Origin of the sequence: Pseudomonas sp. B14(2022), assembly GCF_012030485.1 — a bacterium.
GTDB lineage: Bacteria > Pseudomonadota > Gammaproteobacteria > Pseudomonadales > Pseudomonadaceae > Aquipseudomonas.
The window spans coordinates 1-13,911 of the sequence record NZ_JAAUVM010000022.1 but is presented as its reverse complement, the minus strand read 5'-3'; the positions used below and the strand labels follow the sequence as shown (position 1 = coordinate 13,911).

11 protein-coding genes, 1 rRNA gene and 1 pseudogene are annotated in these 13,911 nt (G+C 61.6%); 7 read left to right on the top strand and 6 right to left on the bottom strand.

The window, feature by feature from the left end; translation table 11 throughout:
• The first annotated feature begins 5 nt into the window (after nucleotides 1–5).
• From HCF10_RS24965 to HCF10_RS24945, 5 genes are all read left to right on the top strand, one after another.
• A complete protein-coding gene (locus tag HCF10_RS24965; RefSeq protein ID WP_167656622.1) occupies nucleotides 6–1,223 on the top strand; it encodes a glycosyltransferase family 4 protein in 1,218 nt (405 codons plus the stop codon).
• Nucleotides 1,214–2,317, top strand: coding sequence for a glycosyltransferase family 4 protein (locus HCF10_RS24960; protein ID WP_167656621.1), 1,104 nt, complete (start codon nucleotides 1,214–1,216; stop codon nucleotides 2,315–2,317). Before HCF10_RS24965 ends, HCF10_RS24960 begins: the two co-directional genes overlap by 10 nt.
• Nucleotides 2,318–2,319: 2 nt before the next feature.
• Nucleotides 2,320–3,747, top strand: coding sequence for an O-antigen ligase family protein (locus HCF10_RS24955; RefSeq protein ID WP_167656620.1), 1,428 nt, complete (start codon nucleotides 2,320–2,322; stop codon nucleotides 3,745–3,747).
• Nucleotides 3,747–5,156, top strand: a complete 1,410-nt coding sequence (locus tag HCF10_RS24950; RefSeq protein WP_131700057.1) for a lipid II flippase MurJ — start codon at nucleotides 3,747–3,749, stop codon at nucleotides 5,154–5,156. Before HCF10_RS24955 ends, HCF10_RS24950 begins: the two co-directional genes overlap by 1 nt.
• Before the next feature lie 69 nt (nucleotides 5,157–5,225).
• Nucleotides 5,226–6,260: an acyltransferase family protein gene (locus HCF10_RS24945; RefSeq protein ID WP_167656619.1), complete on the top strand. Its 1,035-nt coding sequence runs from the start codon at nucleotides 5,226–5,228 to the stop codon at nucleotides 6,258–6,260.
• 36 nt (nucleotides 6,261–6,296) lie between these two features.
• Here HCF10_RS24945 and HCF10_RS24940 read toward each other — a convergent pair whose 3' ends face one another.
• The 3 genes from HCF10_RS24940 to HCF10_RS24930 all read right to left on the bottom strand — a co-directional run bounded on the left by HCF10_RS24940 (nucleotide 6,297) and on the right by HCF10_RS24930 (nucleotide 10,058).
• Nucleotides 6,297–6,872 carry a DUF4174 domain-containing protein gene (locus HCF10_RS24940; RefSeq protein ID WP_131700059.1) on the bottom strand — a complete coding sequence of 192 codons (576 nt, stop codon included), beginning with the start codon at nucleotides 6,870–6,872 and terminating at the stop codon, nucleotides 6,297–6,299.
• Nucleotides 6,873–7,036: 164 nt separating this feature from the next.
• On the bottom strand, nucleotides 7,037–7,669 hold the full coding sequence (locus HCF10_RS24935) for a glutathione S-transferase family protein (protein WP_145337054.1): 633 nt from the start codon (nucleotides 7,667–7,669) through the stop codon (nucleotides 7,037–7,039).
• Between the two features lie 31 nt (nucleotides 7,670–7,700).
• Nucleotides 7,701–10,058, bottom strand: a complete 2,358-nt coding sequence (locus tag HCF10_RS24930; protein WP_145337053.1) for a DNA polymerase II — start codon at nucleotides 10,056–10,058, stop codon at nucleotides 7,701–7,703.
• 43 nt (nucleotides 10,059–10,101) lie between these two features.
• Here HCF10_RS24930 and HCF10_RS24925 point away from each other — a divergent pair.
• Nucleotides 10,102–10,428, top strand: a pseudogene (locus HCF10_RS24925) (TonB-dependent siderophore receptor); the annotation flags it as partial.
• 44 nt (nucleotides 10,429–10,472) lie between these two features.
• Here HCF10_RS24925 and HCF10_RS24920 read toward each other — a convergent pair.
• A complete protein-coding gene (locus tag HCF10_RS24920; RefSeq protein WP_131700062.1) occupies nucleotides 10,473–10,940 on the bottom strand; it encodes an SRPBCC family protein in 468 nt (155 codons plus the stop codon).
• A gap of 99 nt (nucleotides 10,941–11,039) precedes the next feature.
• Here HCF10_RS24920 and HCF10_RS24915 point away from each other — a divergent pair, with 99 nt between their 5' ends.
• The gene (locus HCF10_RS24915) at nucleotides 11,040–11,441 is read left to right on the top strand and encodes a GFA family protein (RefSeq protein WP_131700063.1); all 402 of its coding nucleotides are present in this window, start codon (nucleotides 11,040–11,042) and stop codon (nucleotides 11,439–11,441) included.
• A 1-nt stretch (nucleotide 11,442) separates the two neighbouring features.
• On the opposite strand, the gene mrdA is transcribed toward HCF10_RS24915, so the two are convergent.
• Together mrdA and rrf are read right to left on the bottom strand one after the other, a co-directional pair.
• Complete coding sequence (gene mrdA / locus HCF10_RS24910; RefSeq protein ID WP_131700064.1) at nucleotides 11,443–13,335, bottom strand: penicillin-binding protein 2; 1,893 nt, start codon at nucleotides 13,333–13,335, stop codon at nucleotides 11,443–11,445.
• Nucleotides 13,336–13,605: 270 nt separating this feature from the next.
• Nucleotides 13,606–13,721: ribosomal RNA gene (gene rrf, locus HCF10_RS24905) — 5S ribosomal RNA — on the bottom strand.
• Nucleotides 13,722–13,911 lie beyond the last annotated feature (190 nt).

Below are 13,911 nucleotides of genomic sequence, written 5' to 3'. Positions count from 1 at the left end.
CTGCCATGCGCATTTTATGGATCCTGCCCTACTCGCCCTGGCCCGCCACCAGCGGCGGCAAGACGCGCCAGTTTCACCTGCTGCGCAGCCTGGCCGCGCGTGGGCATCGGATCACCTTGCTGTTGCATGACAAGCACCCGGTATCCCTCGCCGACCGCCAGGTACTGGAAGCAATTGTCGAACAGTTGATCATCCTGCCGCGCCGCCCGTTGCGCAGCCTCAAGACCCTGGTGGCGGGGCTGTTTGCCCCCTACCCGCTGCTGGCCAGTGTGAACGGCCTGTCGGGCGAGTTGCGGGACACCTTCAATGGCTTGCTGGGTGAACAGTGGGACGTGGTGCAGATCGAACACAGCTACAGTTTCCAGCCTTACGAAGAGGCACTGGCGCGTAAGTCCCAGCCCTTTGTGCTGACCGAACACAATGTGGAGTCGGCCCTGGGCGCGGCCACCTACGACCGTTTGCCGCGTTGGTCGCTGCCGTTCATTCGCTACGATCAATGGCGCTATACCCGCTGGGAACGCCGGGTGATGCGCCAAGCCACGCAGGTGGTGGCGGTCACTCAAAGCGATGCGCACATCCTGGAAAAGATCGCCGGCAAACCCGTGCCAGTGGTGGTCAATGGCGTGGACTGCGATCACTTCGCTGCGGCCCATCCCGACCCCTCGACATACCGTGTGCTGTTCCTCGGTAACTATGAATACGCGCCGAACGTGGACGCCATCGAATGGGCACTGGATGAAATCCTGCCCAAGGTCTGGGCGCGCTGTGCGGAGGCGCGCATGAGCGTATGCGGCTTCGGCATGCCCGGCAGTTGGCGCGAGCGTTGGAAAGACCCGCGTATTGAGTGGCAAGGCTTCGTGCCCAACCTGCTGGACCTGCAATCGAGCTGTTCGGTGTTCCTGGCGCCGTTGCGCCATGGCGGCGGCTCCAAGCTCAAGGTGCTCGAAGCCTTGGCCGCCGGCCTGCCACTGGCCAGCACCGAACAAGGCGTGTCGGGGCTGGACCTGGTGGAAGGCCTGGACTACCTCGGCGGGCAAAGCGCCGACGACTTGGCCGATGCCGTGGTGCGCCTGCTGCAATGTCCTGAGGCCGCTGCGGCCATGGGTGAGGCCGGCCGCGCCTATGTGCGCCGCGCCCATGACTGGAGCGTCGCCGCCAGCCAATTGGAGCAGGTGTACGCCACCCTCGTGCCGCTGAGTCAAAGGGAGCCCGCATGCGTATAGGCCTGGACTACCGCACCGTCGGCACCTCGCCGCAATCGGGCATCAGTCGCCAGGTGTATGCGCTGGAAAGCGCCCTGCGCGTCTTGCCGGGCATCGAGCTTGAGCGGTTTACCGTGGCGCCCCTGGGGGATGAGACCCGCTTGCAGGCCCATTGCCCGGCGTGGGGCTGTGCCAAGACCGCCATGCACCAGCCGCACCATCGCCTGCGTTTCGAGGCCGGTTTCCTGCCACGCGCCTTGCGTGAGCAGCACATCGACCTGTACATCAGCACCTTCAATATGGGCCTGCCGTTACCGCCCAAGCCGAAGGGTTTGCGCACGGTGGTGCTGCTGCATGACCTGTTCCAGATCACCCTGAACAACTACCACGCCAACCGCTTGAAGGCACTGATCTACAAGACCAGTGATCGCCTGTCGATTGCCTACGCGGTGCACAGCGCCGACCGTGTGTGGACGCCGTCGCAGTACAGCGCCGATGAAACCGCGCGGCTGTTTCCCAAAGCGGCGGGCAAGATTCGCGTGCTGCCCAACCAGGTCGACGGATTTGCCGAACTGGCGGCGGACCTGTCCGCACGCCAACTGCCGCAGCACTACTGGCTGCTGGTCGGCACCCGAGAGCTGCGCAAGAACGTGCCGTTTCTGGTGGACGCCTGGCAGCAGGCGCGGCGCCAATCCCCCAGCGTGCCGGAGTTGGTGCTGGTCGGTAGCCTTGATCATTTGCCTGAAGCCCAGCGCACGCTGCCGGGGATTCGTGCCTTGAGCGGTGTGTCGGATGCCGAGTTGCACGCCCTCTATCGTCAGGCTTCACGCCTGTGGCAACCGTCCTATGCCGAAGGCTTTGGTTTACCGGTGATTGAGGCCCTGAGCGTGGGCACGCCTGTGGCGGTGGCCAGCGGCACTTCGCTGGATGAAATCACCCCGCCGTCGGCCCCGCGCTTTTCGCCCACCGATGGCCCCGCACTGGTGCAATTGATGCTCAGCCTCGGCACGCAACCGGATGAAGAATCCGCCGAGCAACGGCAACTGTGGGCGCAACGTTTCAACCATCACGCTTATCGCCAGCGCCTGGCTGAACTGATCGAGGAAGTCAAGTGAGAGTGAACCTGGCAAGCCTCGTCGCGATCCTCTTCGGCCTGCTGTTTGGCGCGCTCGCCCTGCTGCTGTCGCCGGCCAAGGCGTTCCTCGCCGTGATCGGCCTGGCGGGGGCGGTGACCATCCTGCGCTTCCCGTTGTGGGGCCTGTTGCTGTTCGCCCTGATCGCCACATTCATGCCCTACTCGACCATCAACCTGGGGATCCGCAGTACGGTAAGCGAGGCGATCCTGGCCCTGACCTGGGGCGCGGTGCTGTGGCACCACTTCCTGGCCCGCCTGCCCGATACGCCAAGCCTGACCCGCCGTCCCACCGACCAGATGCTGCTGTGGCTGATGCTGTTCAGCGTGTTCCCGTTCATCGTCGGCCAAGTCACCATCCACGCCGACAGCAGCGGCGTGGCCAACTGGCTGCGCTGGTTGCTGAGCCTGTCGGCGGTGTTCCTCTGCGCCAGATTACTGGTGGACCGCAAGCAGCGCGAATCCTTGGTGATCGCCCTGTTGCTGGGCAGCCTGGCGATGCTGGTGATCTCGATTGCGGTGTTCGTGCGCACGCGCTCCGGGGCCGGCATTGCGCCGATTCTGGCGTTGTTCAACTACGGCAACTTCGACATGTTGAAATTCGGCCTGGAGGCCATGTCTTCGCGCATGGGTTCGCCGTGGATGCACCCGAATGCCATCGGCGGGATCATGGCATTGCTGCTGCCCCTGGCCTTCTGCTTCGGCATAACCGAGCAAGGCTGGAAGCGCGCACTGGGCCTGGGCGTCGCCTGCCTGGGCGCGGCCGCGTTGCTGTTGGCCAGCAGCCGCGGCGCGATGGTCAGCCTGGCGTTGGTGCTGCTGTGGATGGCCACGCGCCGCGTGCCCTACACCGGGCGCCTGCTGATGATCGGCGCGGCGTTGACGGTGGCGCTGGTGATGGCCTACCCACCGTTGCAGGAACGCCTGGCGACGATTTTCTCGTCGGACAACGCCAGTACCGAAGTACGGTTCGACGAGTACCGCATGTTCCCGCAGGCGGTGGTGTCTTATCCATTTGGCATCGGCTTCAAGGTTGACCCGCCGGTGCCCGGCACCGACCTGCTGGGTATCTCCAACCTGTGGCTGAACTTCATCTACAAGACCGGCATCGTCGGCATGCTGTTCTTTGTGGCGGTGACTGTGCGCTGGTGGCGTGAAGCGCGTCCGGAAAAAGGCCCGATCCGCCTGACCAAGGATAATGCCCTGTGGCTGGGCACCACCGGCGGGATTCTGTCGGCGCTGGTCAGCGGCCTGTTCGACCACTACTTCAGCTTTGCGGTGGTGATGGTGGCGTTGTTCTGGCTGATGGTGGGCATCAATGTGCTGGAGGCGCGGCGGTTGTTTCCGACGCGGCTGCCGCAGGTGAAGTCCGTGGCCTACCGCAAACCCCTGCTTGATGGGGCACGTCCCTGATGCTCGGCTCTGCCGCCTGGCTGACCCTGGCGACCCTGTTGGGCCTGTGCCTGGGGTTTGCCCGCGAGTGGTTGCTGGTGGCGGCCTGGGGCGCCGGAGAGCGCAGTGACGCCTTCCTGATCGCGCTGTTTTTGCCGGAAGCACTGCGCATGTCATTGGCTGGCGGTGTGCTGAGCGCCGCCGCGCTGCCGCTGTACCTGCAGCGCAAGGACGGCGAGCGCCTGAACTGGCTGGCGGTGTTGTTCCCGGCGTTGCTGCTGATCGCGCTGGTCACCAGCCTGCTGCTGACGCTGTTGGCACCGTGGCTGGTGCAAGTGCTCGGCCCGGGGTTGGCCGACACCGCCACGGCATTGGCCAGCCGTAACCTGCAGATCGTCGCCTGGTGTGTGCCGGGCTTGATGCTGCATGCACTGTTCAGCATTCCCTTGCAGGCCAGCGAACGTTTTGTCCTCGCGGGGCTGGGCTCGTTGCTGTTCAACCTGCCGCCGGTGGCTTACCTCGCCCTCGCGGGCACCGCCAGCCAACCGCACTCGCTGGCCCTGGCCTGCCTGGCCGGGAGCCTGTTGATGCCGCTGGCGCTGTTGCCCTCGGTGTGGCGCCAAGGCTGGCGGCCATGGCGCTGGCAACTGACCTTCGCGCCCTTGCGTGAGCTGGGCCAACGCATCGGCCCACTGTTATTGAGCAATGGCGCCAGCCAAGGGTTGGCGCTGATCGAGCGGCTGGTGGCGTCGCTGCTGGGCGAAGGCGCGGTGACCTGGGTCAACCTGGCGCGCAAGCTGATGAACCTGCCGCTGATTGCGCTGATGAGCCTCAACCAGGTGCTGCTGGGCATGATGAGCCGCCGCCAGGGAGATGAGCGCCTGGCCCTGCTCAAGCGCGGCGTGGAAACCGCCAGCGTGCTGACCTTGCCCGCCGGCGTCGGCCTGGTGGCTGCAGCCCCGAGCCTGGTGGCATTGCTGCTGCCCAAGCAATCGATGGATTCGCCGTTGCCGCTGCTGCTGGCCTGGTTTGCCGTGCCGTTGGTATTCGGCGCCTGGAACGCCTTGCTCGCACGCTATGCCTACGCCGCCGGCGATACGCGCCAGCCGCTGCGCTGCGAGTTGCTCGGCAGCCTGGTCAACGTGTTGCTGTTGGCCGCCCTGCCCTTTGTGTTCGGCCTGGCCGGTATCCCCTTGGCCGCACTGGCCGGCGTGATCTGCACCGCACTGTTGCTGATGCAGCGCCAGGCTTTGCTCGGCGCCCTGCCCTGGGCCCGGCATTGGCTGCTCAGTGCGCTGCTGATGGGGCTGGCGGCTCTGGTGCTGTTTGGTATTGAGGGCGTGTGGCGGCAACTGGGGCTGAGCACCCTGGCGGGCACCATGGTGTTGCTCGGGATGGGGCTGTGGCTCAAGCCGTGGCGCAAGGCATGACGCTTATTGTAGGCGCTGGCTTGCCAGCGCCTATAGGGGCGGTGGAGTTTATGGATCGGGAGCACTCAGGTGAAAAATCGCTGGATTCAAATGGATATCGCCAAAGGCATCGGCATCCTGGTGATCGTGTATGCCCACAGTTGGTTTGTCGCCACGTCCCTGGACCTGATGTACCCGATCCTGGCGTCGTTCGTGCTGCCGTTGTTCTTCTTTTTGTCGGGGGTGTTTTTCAAGCCTGAACAGCCGTTTGTCGAGATGGCGGTGCGCAAGGCGGATGGCCTGCTCAAGCCGTTTTTCTTCACCCTGCTGGTGTATGTGATCGTGCGCGATGTGCTGCGCGGCCAACCGCTGCTGCCGGACATTGGCGGCGTGCTGTACGCCTCGGTGGACACCATCCCGTGGCAGGCGCTGTGGTTTTTGCCGCACTTCTGGGTGGCGATCCTGTTCAGTTGGGCGGTACTGCGGCTGATCCAACGCCTGCCGCTGGCGGTGAGTTGCGCGGTGATGCTGGTGCCGCTGCTGATCGGCATCTGGATGCTGCCATTCTTCTGGCAATTGCCGATGACCTTCGGCGGGCAAACCTGGGTGCTGCCCGGCTTGCCGTTCAGCCTGGACATCACCCTGATCAGCAGCGCGTGTTTCGTCTACGGCTACCTGCTGCGGGACTGGTTGCGTACCCATGCGGGGTCACTGCTGACGCTGTTGGTTTCGGTGGTGCTGTTCGCGGCAGTGTTCATTTACAGCCACGACACCATGGACCTGGCACAACGTCGCTACGACCACTGGCTGTGGACCAGCCTGCTGGCGGTGATTGGGGTGTACCTGTGCTGGGCGTTGGCGCGGGTGCTGATGGCCTCGACGTTGATCACCCGGGCCATGACCTACATCGGCCAGTCGACGCTGATCCTGCTGATCTTCCATGGTGAGATCCAGCACAAGACGTTTGATTTGATGGAGCGTCTTGGGCTGCATGCGTTTGTCGCGGCATGTATTGGGTTTGTGGTGGCGGTGGTGGTGCCGTTGTTTATCGGGGAAGTGATCAAGCGAGTGGCGTTCCTGCGTTTTTTCTACTTTCCGTTTCCGGTGCGCAAGGCTGCCAAATAACGGTAGGAGCGAGGTTGCTCCTACCGTTATTTGGGTTCAGTCATCCAGTTGTTGTGCAGCGGGCTTGCCGGCATGTTTCGCAGGCTTGGCGCCCTTGGCCGGAGCCGGTGCAACGGGTTCTGGTTCCGGGGCGGCGACGGTTTCTTTCTCGGCCATCGGCATCTGGTCGATGGCACTGAAAAACTCCTTCAAATCGAGGGTATCCGGCGGTACGGTTTTCTCGACTTTCTTCTCGCCATCCTTGCCCACCAGGATCACTTTGGTGCCGCTGCCGGCACCCAGTTTGAGGGCGCGAATCAGCGCGTTGGTTTCAGGCGGCGTGAGCTTCTTGTTGTCTTTGGGGTCTTTGGCGAACTTCTCACCTTCGGCACCGATGCTGCCGAACTTCACGGTGTAGAACACCATGCTGCGCTCTTCAAAGGACTGCTTGGTGGCAGGCTCGTCCAGTTGTTTCTTGAGGGTCGCCAGTGTGTCGTTGCCGGAATCAAGCTCCACCACCACCAGTGGCCGGGCTTTGCCCAGGTCCTGCTTAAGCGGGTTGATATCATCAGCAGCCAACAGCGGCCCCGTAAAAGCCATCAAGGTAGCCAGGGTCAGCGACCGGATGAGCATGCGCACCTCCTTTGAATTCCATGCAGGGTTCTTGAGTTTCATGTCTGCGACAGTCAAATTCAAGGATGATTCCTACACCGCGTTCAGAAAGCGTAGGTCAGGACGCCCGCTACGCAAGGGGTTGGAGGAGACATCCGGCATTGTTTCCTTTGATTGCGGAAACATTACGAGACCTTCCAGTCCGGCCAATGCCGGGCAAACACAGGCGCCACGATAGGGTCGACATCCACTTGCGCGAGAGTCTGGGCAAAGCCAGGCGCCAGGGCGCTCAACGCTTCCCGTGCCTGATCCCAGCGCGACACCGCCGCCGCCATGATGCCCAGCGCATTCGGCTCGCCGTTGGGCGCAAACAACTGGCCGGCAAACTGTTCGGCAAACACCACCCAGGCCTGATGCAAATAGCGGCGCGTGCCCGCGACCAATTGCGCCTGCACCGCTTCATCGGCGTTGCCCAGCCAGCGTTGCGGGTAGTCGATGATGCCGATGGCCGAATAACAATTGGCCGCGATGTACACCAGGCCCCGGATGATCTGGGCACGGTCGCCGCCCAGCAGATGAGCGCCGGGAAACGCCAGGCCGAGGTGGATCAGGATGGCCGCGCTTTCGGTCAGCACCTGGCCATCAGGGGTGACCAGGGTGGGCACCTGTTTGAGCGGGTTGATACGGGCGAGCTCGTCGCTGCCCTCGCCGTCGGCCCAGGAGGCAGCGTCCACCCGTCGCCACGGCACCGCGCACCGCTGCAGGGCGATTTCGATCATGCAGGAGCCGGATTCGTCGATGCCAAAGAGCGTGTACATTGCCTTTCCTCCATTGGATGAATCAAGGATTTTAGAACAGGCCCATTTGCCCGCCGACCAGGGTGCTGAAATCGTCATTCACGAACGGCAGGATGGCATCCGCGACCGGTTGCAATTGCCGGGTGACGTAGTGGTCGTAATCAATCGGCGCCTGGCGTACTTCCAGCGGTTCGGGGCCGTTGACGCTGATCACGTAGCGGATCCAGCCGCCGCGCTGGTATTGGCGCGGGCGCCCCAGGCGGTCGTTGTATTCATCAGCGAGGCGCGCCGCGCGTACATGGGGCGGCACGTTGCGCTCGTAGTCGTCCAGCTGGCGGCGCAGGCGCTTGCGGTAGATCAGCAGCTCATCGAATTCGCCGCTCAAGGTCCGGCGCACGTAGTCGCGTATATAGTCCTGATGGGGCTGGCGGTGGAAGATGCGCTGATAGAGTTCCTGCTGGAATCGGCGGGCCAGGGGCGACCAGTCGCTGCGTACGGTCTCCAGGCCTTTGTAGATCATCTCTTCGCTGCCGTCGGCACGGGTGACCAGGCCGGCGTAGCGTTTTTTGCTGCCCTCCTCCGCGCCGCGAATGGTCGGCATCAGGAAGCGGCTGAAGTGGGTTTCGTATTGCAGCTCCAGGGCGCTTTGCAGGCCGAACGTGCTGTGCAGGTGCTCACGCCACCATGCGTTGACGTGTTTGACCAGCGCCTGGCCGATACGGCTGGCGTCTTCCTGGGAATGTGCACTGCCGAGCCACACGAAGGTGGAGTCGGTGTCGCCGTAGATCACCTCATAACCCTGGGCTTCAACCAGTTCGCGGGTCTGGCGCATGATCTGGTGGCCGCGCATCGTGATCGAGGAAGCCAGCCGTGTATCGAAGAAGCGGCAACCGCTGGAACCGAGCACGCCGTAGAAGGCGTTCATGATGATTTTCAGCGCCTGGGACAGTGGCGCGTTGTGCTCCCGCTTGGCCTCTTCACGGCCTTCGGAGACGCGCGCGACGATGGAGGGCAGGCAGTGCCGGGTGCGAGAAAAACGTGCGCCGCGAAAGCCTTCTACTGAGTCGCTGTCGTCGGGGTGCTTGAGGCCTTCGATCAGGCCCACCGGGTCGATCAGGAAGCTGCGGATGATCGACGGGTAGAGGCTTTTGTAATCGAGTACCAGCACCGACTCGTAGAGGCCGGGGCGCGAGTCCATGACAAACCCGCCGGGGCTGGCCTGGGGCGGTTTGTCGCCCAGGTTTGGCGCAACGAAGCCCTGGCGGTGCATAAGCGGCATGTACAGGTGGGTAAACGCCGCCACCGAGCCGCCGTTGCGGTCGGCTGGCAACCCGGTGACGCTGGCGCGTTCGAGCAGGAACTTGAGCAGTTCGGTCTTCTCGAAAATCCGCGTGACCAGCTCGCAATCCTTGAGGTTGTAGCGCGCCAGGGCAGGCTTGTCCTCGGCGAACATGCGGTTGATTTCGTCCATGCGTTGATACGGGGTGGAGATGTCCTTGCCCTCACCGAGCAGGGTTTGCGCGACGTTTTCCAGGCTGAAGGATTCGAAGCTCCAGGTGGCCGAACGCAAGGCCTCGATACCGTCGATAATCAGGCGCCCCGCGGCCGCGGCGAAGTAATGGTTGCGGCTGCCGTGCTCGCGCCAGGCCATGGGCTCATCGCCGCGGCCGAGCATCAGCGGCACATTGAGGCGCTGGGCATGTTCATGCAGGACGCGCAGGTCGAACTGCACCACATTCCAGCCGATGATTGCATCGGGGTCATGGGTGGCGAGCCATTGGTTAAGGCATTCGAGGAGTTGGGCGCGGGTGTCGCAGTAGTCGAGCTTGAAATCTACCGCGCCAGTCTTGTTCGGCGGGCCGAGCATGTACACCTGGCGTTCGCCGCAGCCTTCGAGGGCGATGGAATAGAGGTCGCCCTGGGCGGTGGTCTCGATATCCAGGGACACCAGCTTGAGCGGCGGGCGGTAGTCGGGCGCGGGCTTCATCTGCGCATCGCACAGGGCACCACTGGCATCGGGTGTACCGCCGAACCAGACCGGAGCGGTGATGAAACGCTCCATCATGTAGCGTTCGGGCGGGCGCACATCGGCTTCGTAGACGTCGACACCGGCGGCGCGCAGGCGTTTTTCTACGTCCATCAACTGGCGATGCTGGCGAGTGTAGAGGCCCAGAACCGGACGGTGATGGAAATCGCAGAGTTGCAGCGGGCGCAATTCGATATCGCGCTCGCCCTTGAGCAACCAATCCAGCGGCTTGCGATGGGCCTCGGGAATGAACATCACCGAGGTCTGCACGGGTAGGCGGATAAACCGTGGGCCGTGGTCTGTGGCCAACCAGAAACTGACCTCCGTGCCCGCCAGGGTATCGCGCCAATGCCGGGTCAGGACAAAACCCTGCTGTAAATCCACCGTACCGCACCTCAGGAATAGCTTTCAGGCGTTGATTCTACTCGGCATCCGCGCCATCGGTGTACGTTCCTTCCAGCTCAACGCCAGCGTGGACTGGGATGTACCCGTCCTGCAAGGGCGTGCCCCTCAACGGGCGCATGCTGCGCACCGGTGGCCAGTACGCGGTGCGGCCAACAACCTGAGCCTGCCGGCCTGGAGCCGCTTCGATAGAGGCGCGCGCGATACGTTCACGCTGGACCAGCGTGATGTGACACTCGGGGCCACTGTGGAAAACGTCGCCAACGAAAAATACTGGGAATCGGCTCAGGGCGGGGTCCTGAGCCAAGGCGATCCTCGCGCAGCCAAGTTGTCGGCGACGGTGGACTTCTAACGGCGGCGAAAGCGGGCAACAGTGGATGATGCCCGCTAACCGGCTCACGCCCTACGTGCTTTGCTCAAATAGTTTTCGATATTGCCCATCTGCTCGTCCCAGCCACGGGAATTCATCTTGAAGGCCTTTTGCCGACGAGCCTCCGGTACCGCGTCGAAACCGGATTCCACCACCCGTAGCAAAATGCCCGGCGCCCGATCCTCAATGGTGAATTCCACCAGTGTCGGTGTTTCCTTGTCGTAGTCGACGCCCTCCTCCACTGCGAAGGGGTGCCACCAGAAAGAGAACAGCGTCTGCGGCAGGATGCGTTCGATTCTGGCTTTCCAGATCACATGTTCGTAACCTGGGTAGGTAATCGGCGCCTCTATGGTTTCCCCTGCCACAAAGGCTTTGCCCTTAAGGGCGATGCCAAACCAATTACCAAATTGCTCGGCATTGGTGAGCGCTTCCCAGACCTGTTTACGTGAAGCGTTCAGCAGAACTTTTCGCTCGATGCGATCTAATACGTGCATAAGTCACCTCCTCCGTTGACAGTAGGCGACATCAAACAATGCGCAACCTCAGGTTGTAAGCAATCATGATGACCCCGTCCTTGAACCGGCAATACGTTTATGACTGACCCATTGAATGGAAGTTGCTTCTGCACAGGTGTTCGCTATCAAGTGGACCAGCTGGACATGCCGATCAGCCACTGCCACTGCTCGAGCTGCCGCAAAATACATGCGGCGCCGTTTGTCGCCACCGCTGGAGTAATGCGCGAACATTTTCGCTGGACGCGGGGGGAGGAACTATTGGCGTCCTTTGAATCTTCGCCGGGCAAGCTCAGGCATTTCTGCTCGCGCTGTGGCTCACATCTGATAGCGGAACGTGGGCATCAACCCCATGTGATCGTGCGGGTGGCGACGCTGGACGATGATCCGGGCGTCAGGCCCACCTCGCACATCTGGACGGCCCATGATGTGCCCTGGCTTGCTCATGAAGGCATAGAGCAATGGGACGAGTGGAAGACATGACTTAGACGTGCGGTTCACCTGGCGCTTTTGCCGGCGTCGCATATTGCGGCTTCAGGTGACCTTCCTTGTCAAGTAACCAGGCATCCATGATTTGCCGCACCACCGGACCCGCGACGCGGCCACCGGCCTCACCGTTTTCGATCATCACCGAAATAACGATTTTCGGGTGTTCGGCCGGGGCGAAGCCAACGAACAACGCGTTGTCACGGTGGCGCTCCAGGGTCTTCTCGCGGTTATAACGCTCGCCTTGCTTGATCGCAACCACTTGCGCGGTACCGCTCTTGCCGGCAATGCGATATTGCGCCCCTTGTGCGGCGGCCCGGGCGATACCTCGTGGGTCGTGCATCACCAGTTGCATGCCGTGGTTGACCTGCTCCCAATCACGCGGATCCTTGAGGACGACGTTGGGCATCGGGTTCTCGTCCACCGGCGGCTCGCCATTGATAGTCTTGGCCAGGTGCGGTCGATTCCACACGCCCTTGTTGGCGATCAACGCCGTGGCCTGGGCCAATTGCAGCGGTGTGACTTGCATGTAACCCTGGCCAATGCCGAGGATCACGGTTTCTCCTGGGAACCAGGGTTGGCGCCGTGTGGCGCGCTTCCAAGCCTGGGATGGCATCAAGCCAGCTGACTCTTCGAACATGTCCAGGGAGACTTTCTGGCCCAGGCCGAACTCGGCCAAGTAGTCGTGCAGGCGGTCAATGCCGAGCTTGTGAGCAAGGTCGTAAAAGTAAGTGTCATTGGAACGCATAATGGCAGCGTCCATGTCTACCCAGCCGTCGCCGCTGTGGTTCCAATTGCGGTATTTGTGGTCAAAGTCAGGGAGCTGGTAGTAACCAGGGTCGAACACACGTGTCTGTGCGGTGACGACTCCGCTGTCGAGGCCGGCGATAGCCACTTCCGGCTTGATGGTCGAACCCGGCGCGTAGAGCCCCCGCAATACGCGGTTGAACAGCGGCCGGTCGATGGAGTCGTGCAACGCGGCATATTCCTTAAAACTGATGCCGGTGACGAACAGGTTCGGGTCAAAACTCGGCTTGCTGACCATGGCCAGCACTTCGCCGGTTTGCGGATCAAGGGCAACCACCGAACCACGGCGATCGCCCAAGGCCTCTTCCGCAGCTTCCTGGAGCTTCACGTCGAGGCTCAGGACGATATTTTTGCCGGGGATAGGGTCGGTGTGCTTGAGCACACGCAGTACGCGGCCCTGGGCATTGGTCTCGACCTCTTCGTAGCCGACATGACCATGCAGTTCGGATTCGTAGAAACGCTCGATACCGGTTTTGCCGATGGACTGTGTGCCACGGTATTCCACCGAATCAAGGGCTTTGGATTCTTTCTCATTGATCCGTCCCACATAGCCGATGGAGTGGGCAAAGTGCGCACCCAGCGGGTAGTGACGGACGAATTGCGGTTCTACGTCTACCCCTGGCAGGCGGAACTCATTCACCGCCAGCAATGCAATTTGCTCTTCGGTCAACTCGTAAAACAACGTCACAGGAACGAACGGGTGGCGTGCCTGCTTCAGGGCCTTGTCGAACAGCGCACGGTCTTCGACAGGCAGGTGCAGCAAGTTGACGATAGCGTCGAGTTCACCCTTGAGGTCGGTGGTGCGCTCGCGAGTGATGGTCAGATTGTAGCTGGGTCGGTTATCAGCCAGCACCACGCCATTACGGTCATAGATAAGGCCGCGCGTCGGAGTGATGGGCAGCACGTGGACGCGGTTGTTCTCAGAAATCGTGGAATGGTAATCGAACTGTACGACTTGAAGGAAATACATACGCCCCACCAGGGCACACGTAATGCCTATCACCAACAACGCACAAGCGAGCAGGCGCTTGTTGACTAGGCGGTTCTCTTTTTCGTGATCTTTAATCGGTATCGGTGCGGGCATTTCTACAGCATCTCGTTGAAGAAGGTCGACGCCGCGTCCTGCGATGAAAGATCAGTCCTTGAGAAATGTGCTGCACCATACCAAAAATGCAGAAACACTTTGCATTGAATTCCCCAACGGCACTCTGAAGTGAGTTCCATCTCGACGGGTACGGTGATACGGCAGCCGCCCTTGAGGATATTCAACAGCTCACTCGGCTAGGCGTGCGCACTTTTCGACCGCCCAAAACAAAACCCCATCTGCTTTCGCAAATGGGGTTTCGGAATTTAATCTTGACGATGACCTACTCTCACATGGGGAAACCCCACACTACCATCGGCGATGCATCGTTTCACTGCTGAGTTCGGGATGGGATCAGGTGGTTCCAATGCTCTATGGTCGTCAAGAAATTCGGGTACTGAGCCGTGACCAGTTGGCCTCGCTTCAGCAAATTGGGTATGTGACAGCTTTCGGTGTTTTGTGAGCATCGAACTTTCGGTTCATTGCGTCTTCACACACCGCAATCTGATGCTCTTTCGAGTAGTCAAATTGCTTGGGTGTTATATGGTCAAGCCTCACGGGCAATTAGTATTGGTT

Coding starts and splice junctions, on each gene's coding strand:
- HCF10_RS24965 (WP_167656622.1), top strand. CDS start 6: ATGCGCATTTTATGGATCCTGCCCTACTCGCCCTGGCCCGCCACCAGC.
- HCF10_RS24960 (WP_167656621.1), top strand. CDS start 1,214: ATGCGTATAGGCCTGGACTACCGCACCGTCGGCACCTCGCCGCAATCG.
- HCF10_RS24950 (WP_131700057.1), top strand. CDS start 3,747: ATGCTCGGCTCTGCCGCCTGGCTGACCCTGGCGACCCTGTTGGGCCTG.
- HCF10_RS24940 (WP_131700059.1), bottom strand. CDS start 6,872: ATGCTCATCCGGTCGCTGACCCTGGCTACCTTGATGGCTTTTACGGGG.
- HCF10_RS24935 (WP_145337054.1), bottom strand. CDS start 7,669: ATGTACACGCTCTTTGGCATCGACGAATCCGGCTCCTGCATGATCGAA.
- HCF10_RS24920 (WP_131700062.1), bottom strand. CDS start 10,940: ATGCACGTATTAGATCGCATCGAGCGAAAAGTTCTGCTGAACGCTTCA.
- HCF10_RS24915 (WP_131700063.1), top strand. CDS start 11,040: ATGACTGACCCATTGAATGGAAGTTGCTTCTGCACAGGTGTTCGCTAT.
- mrdA (WP_131700064.1), bottom strand. CDS start 13,335: ATGCCCGCACCGATACCGATTAAAGATCACGAAAAAGAGAACCGCCTA.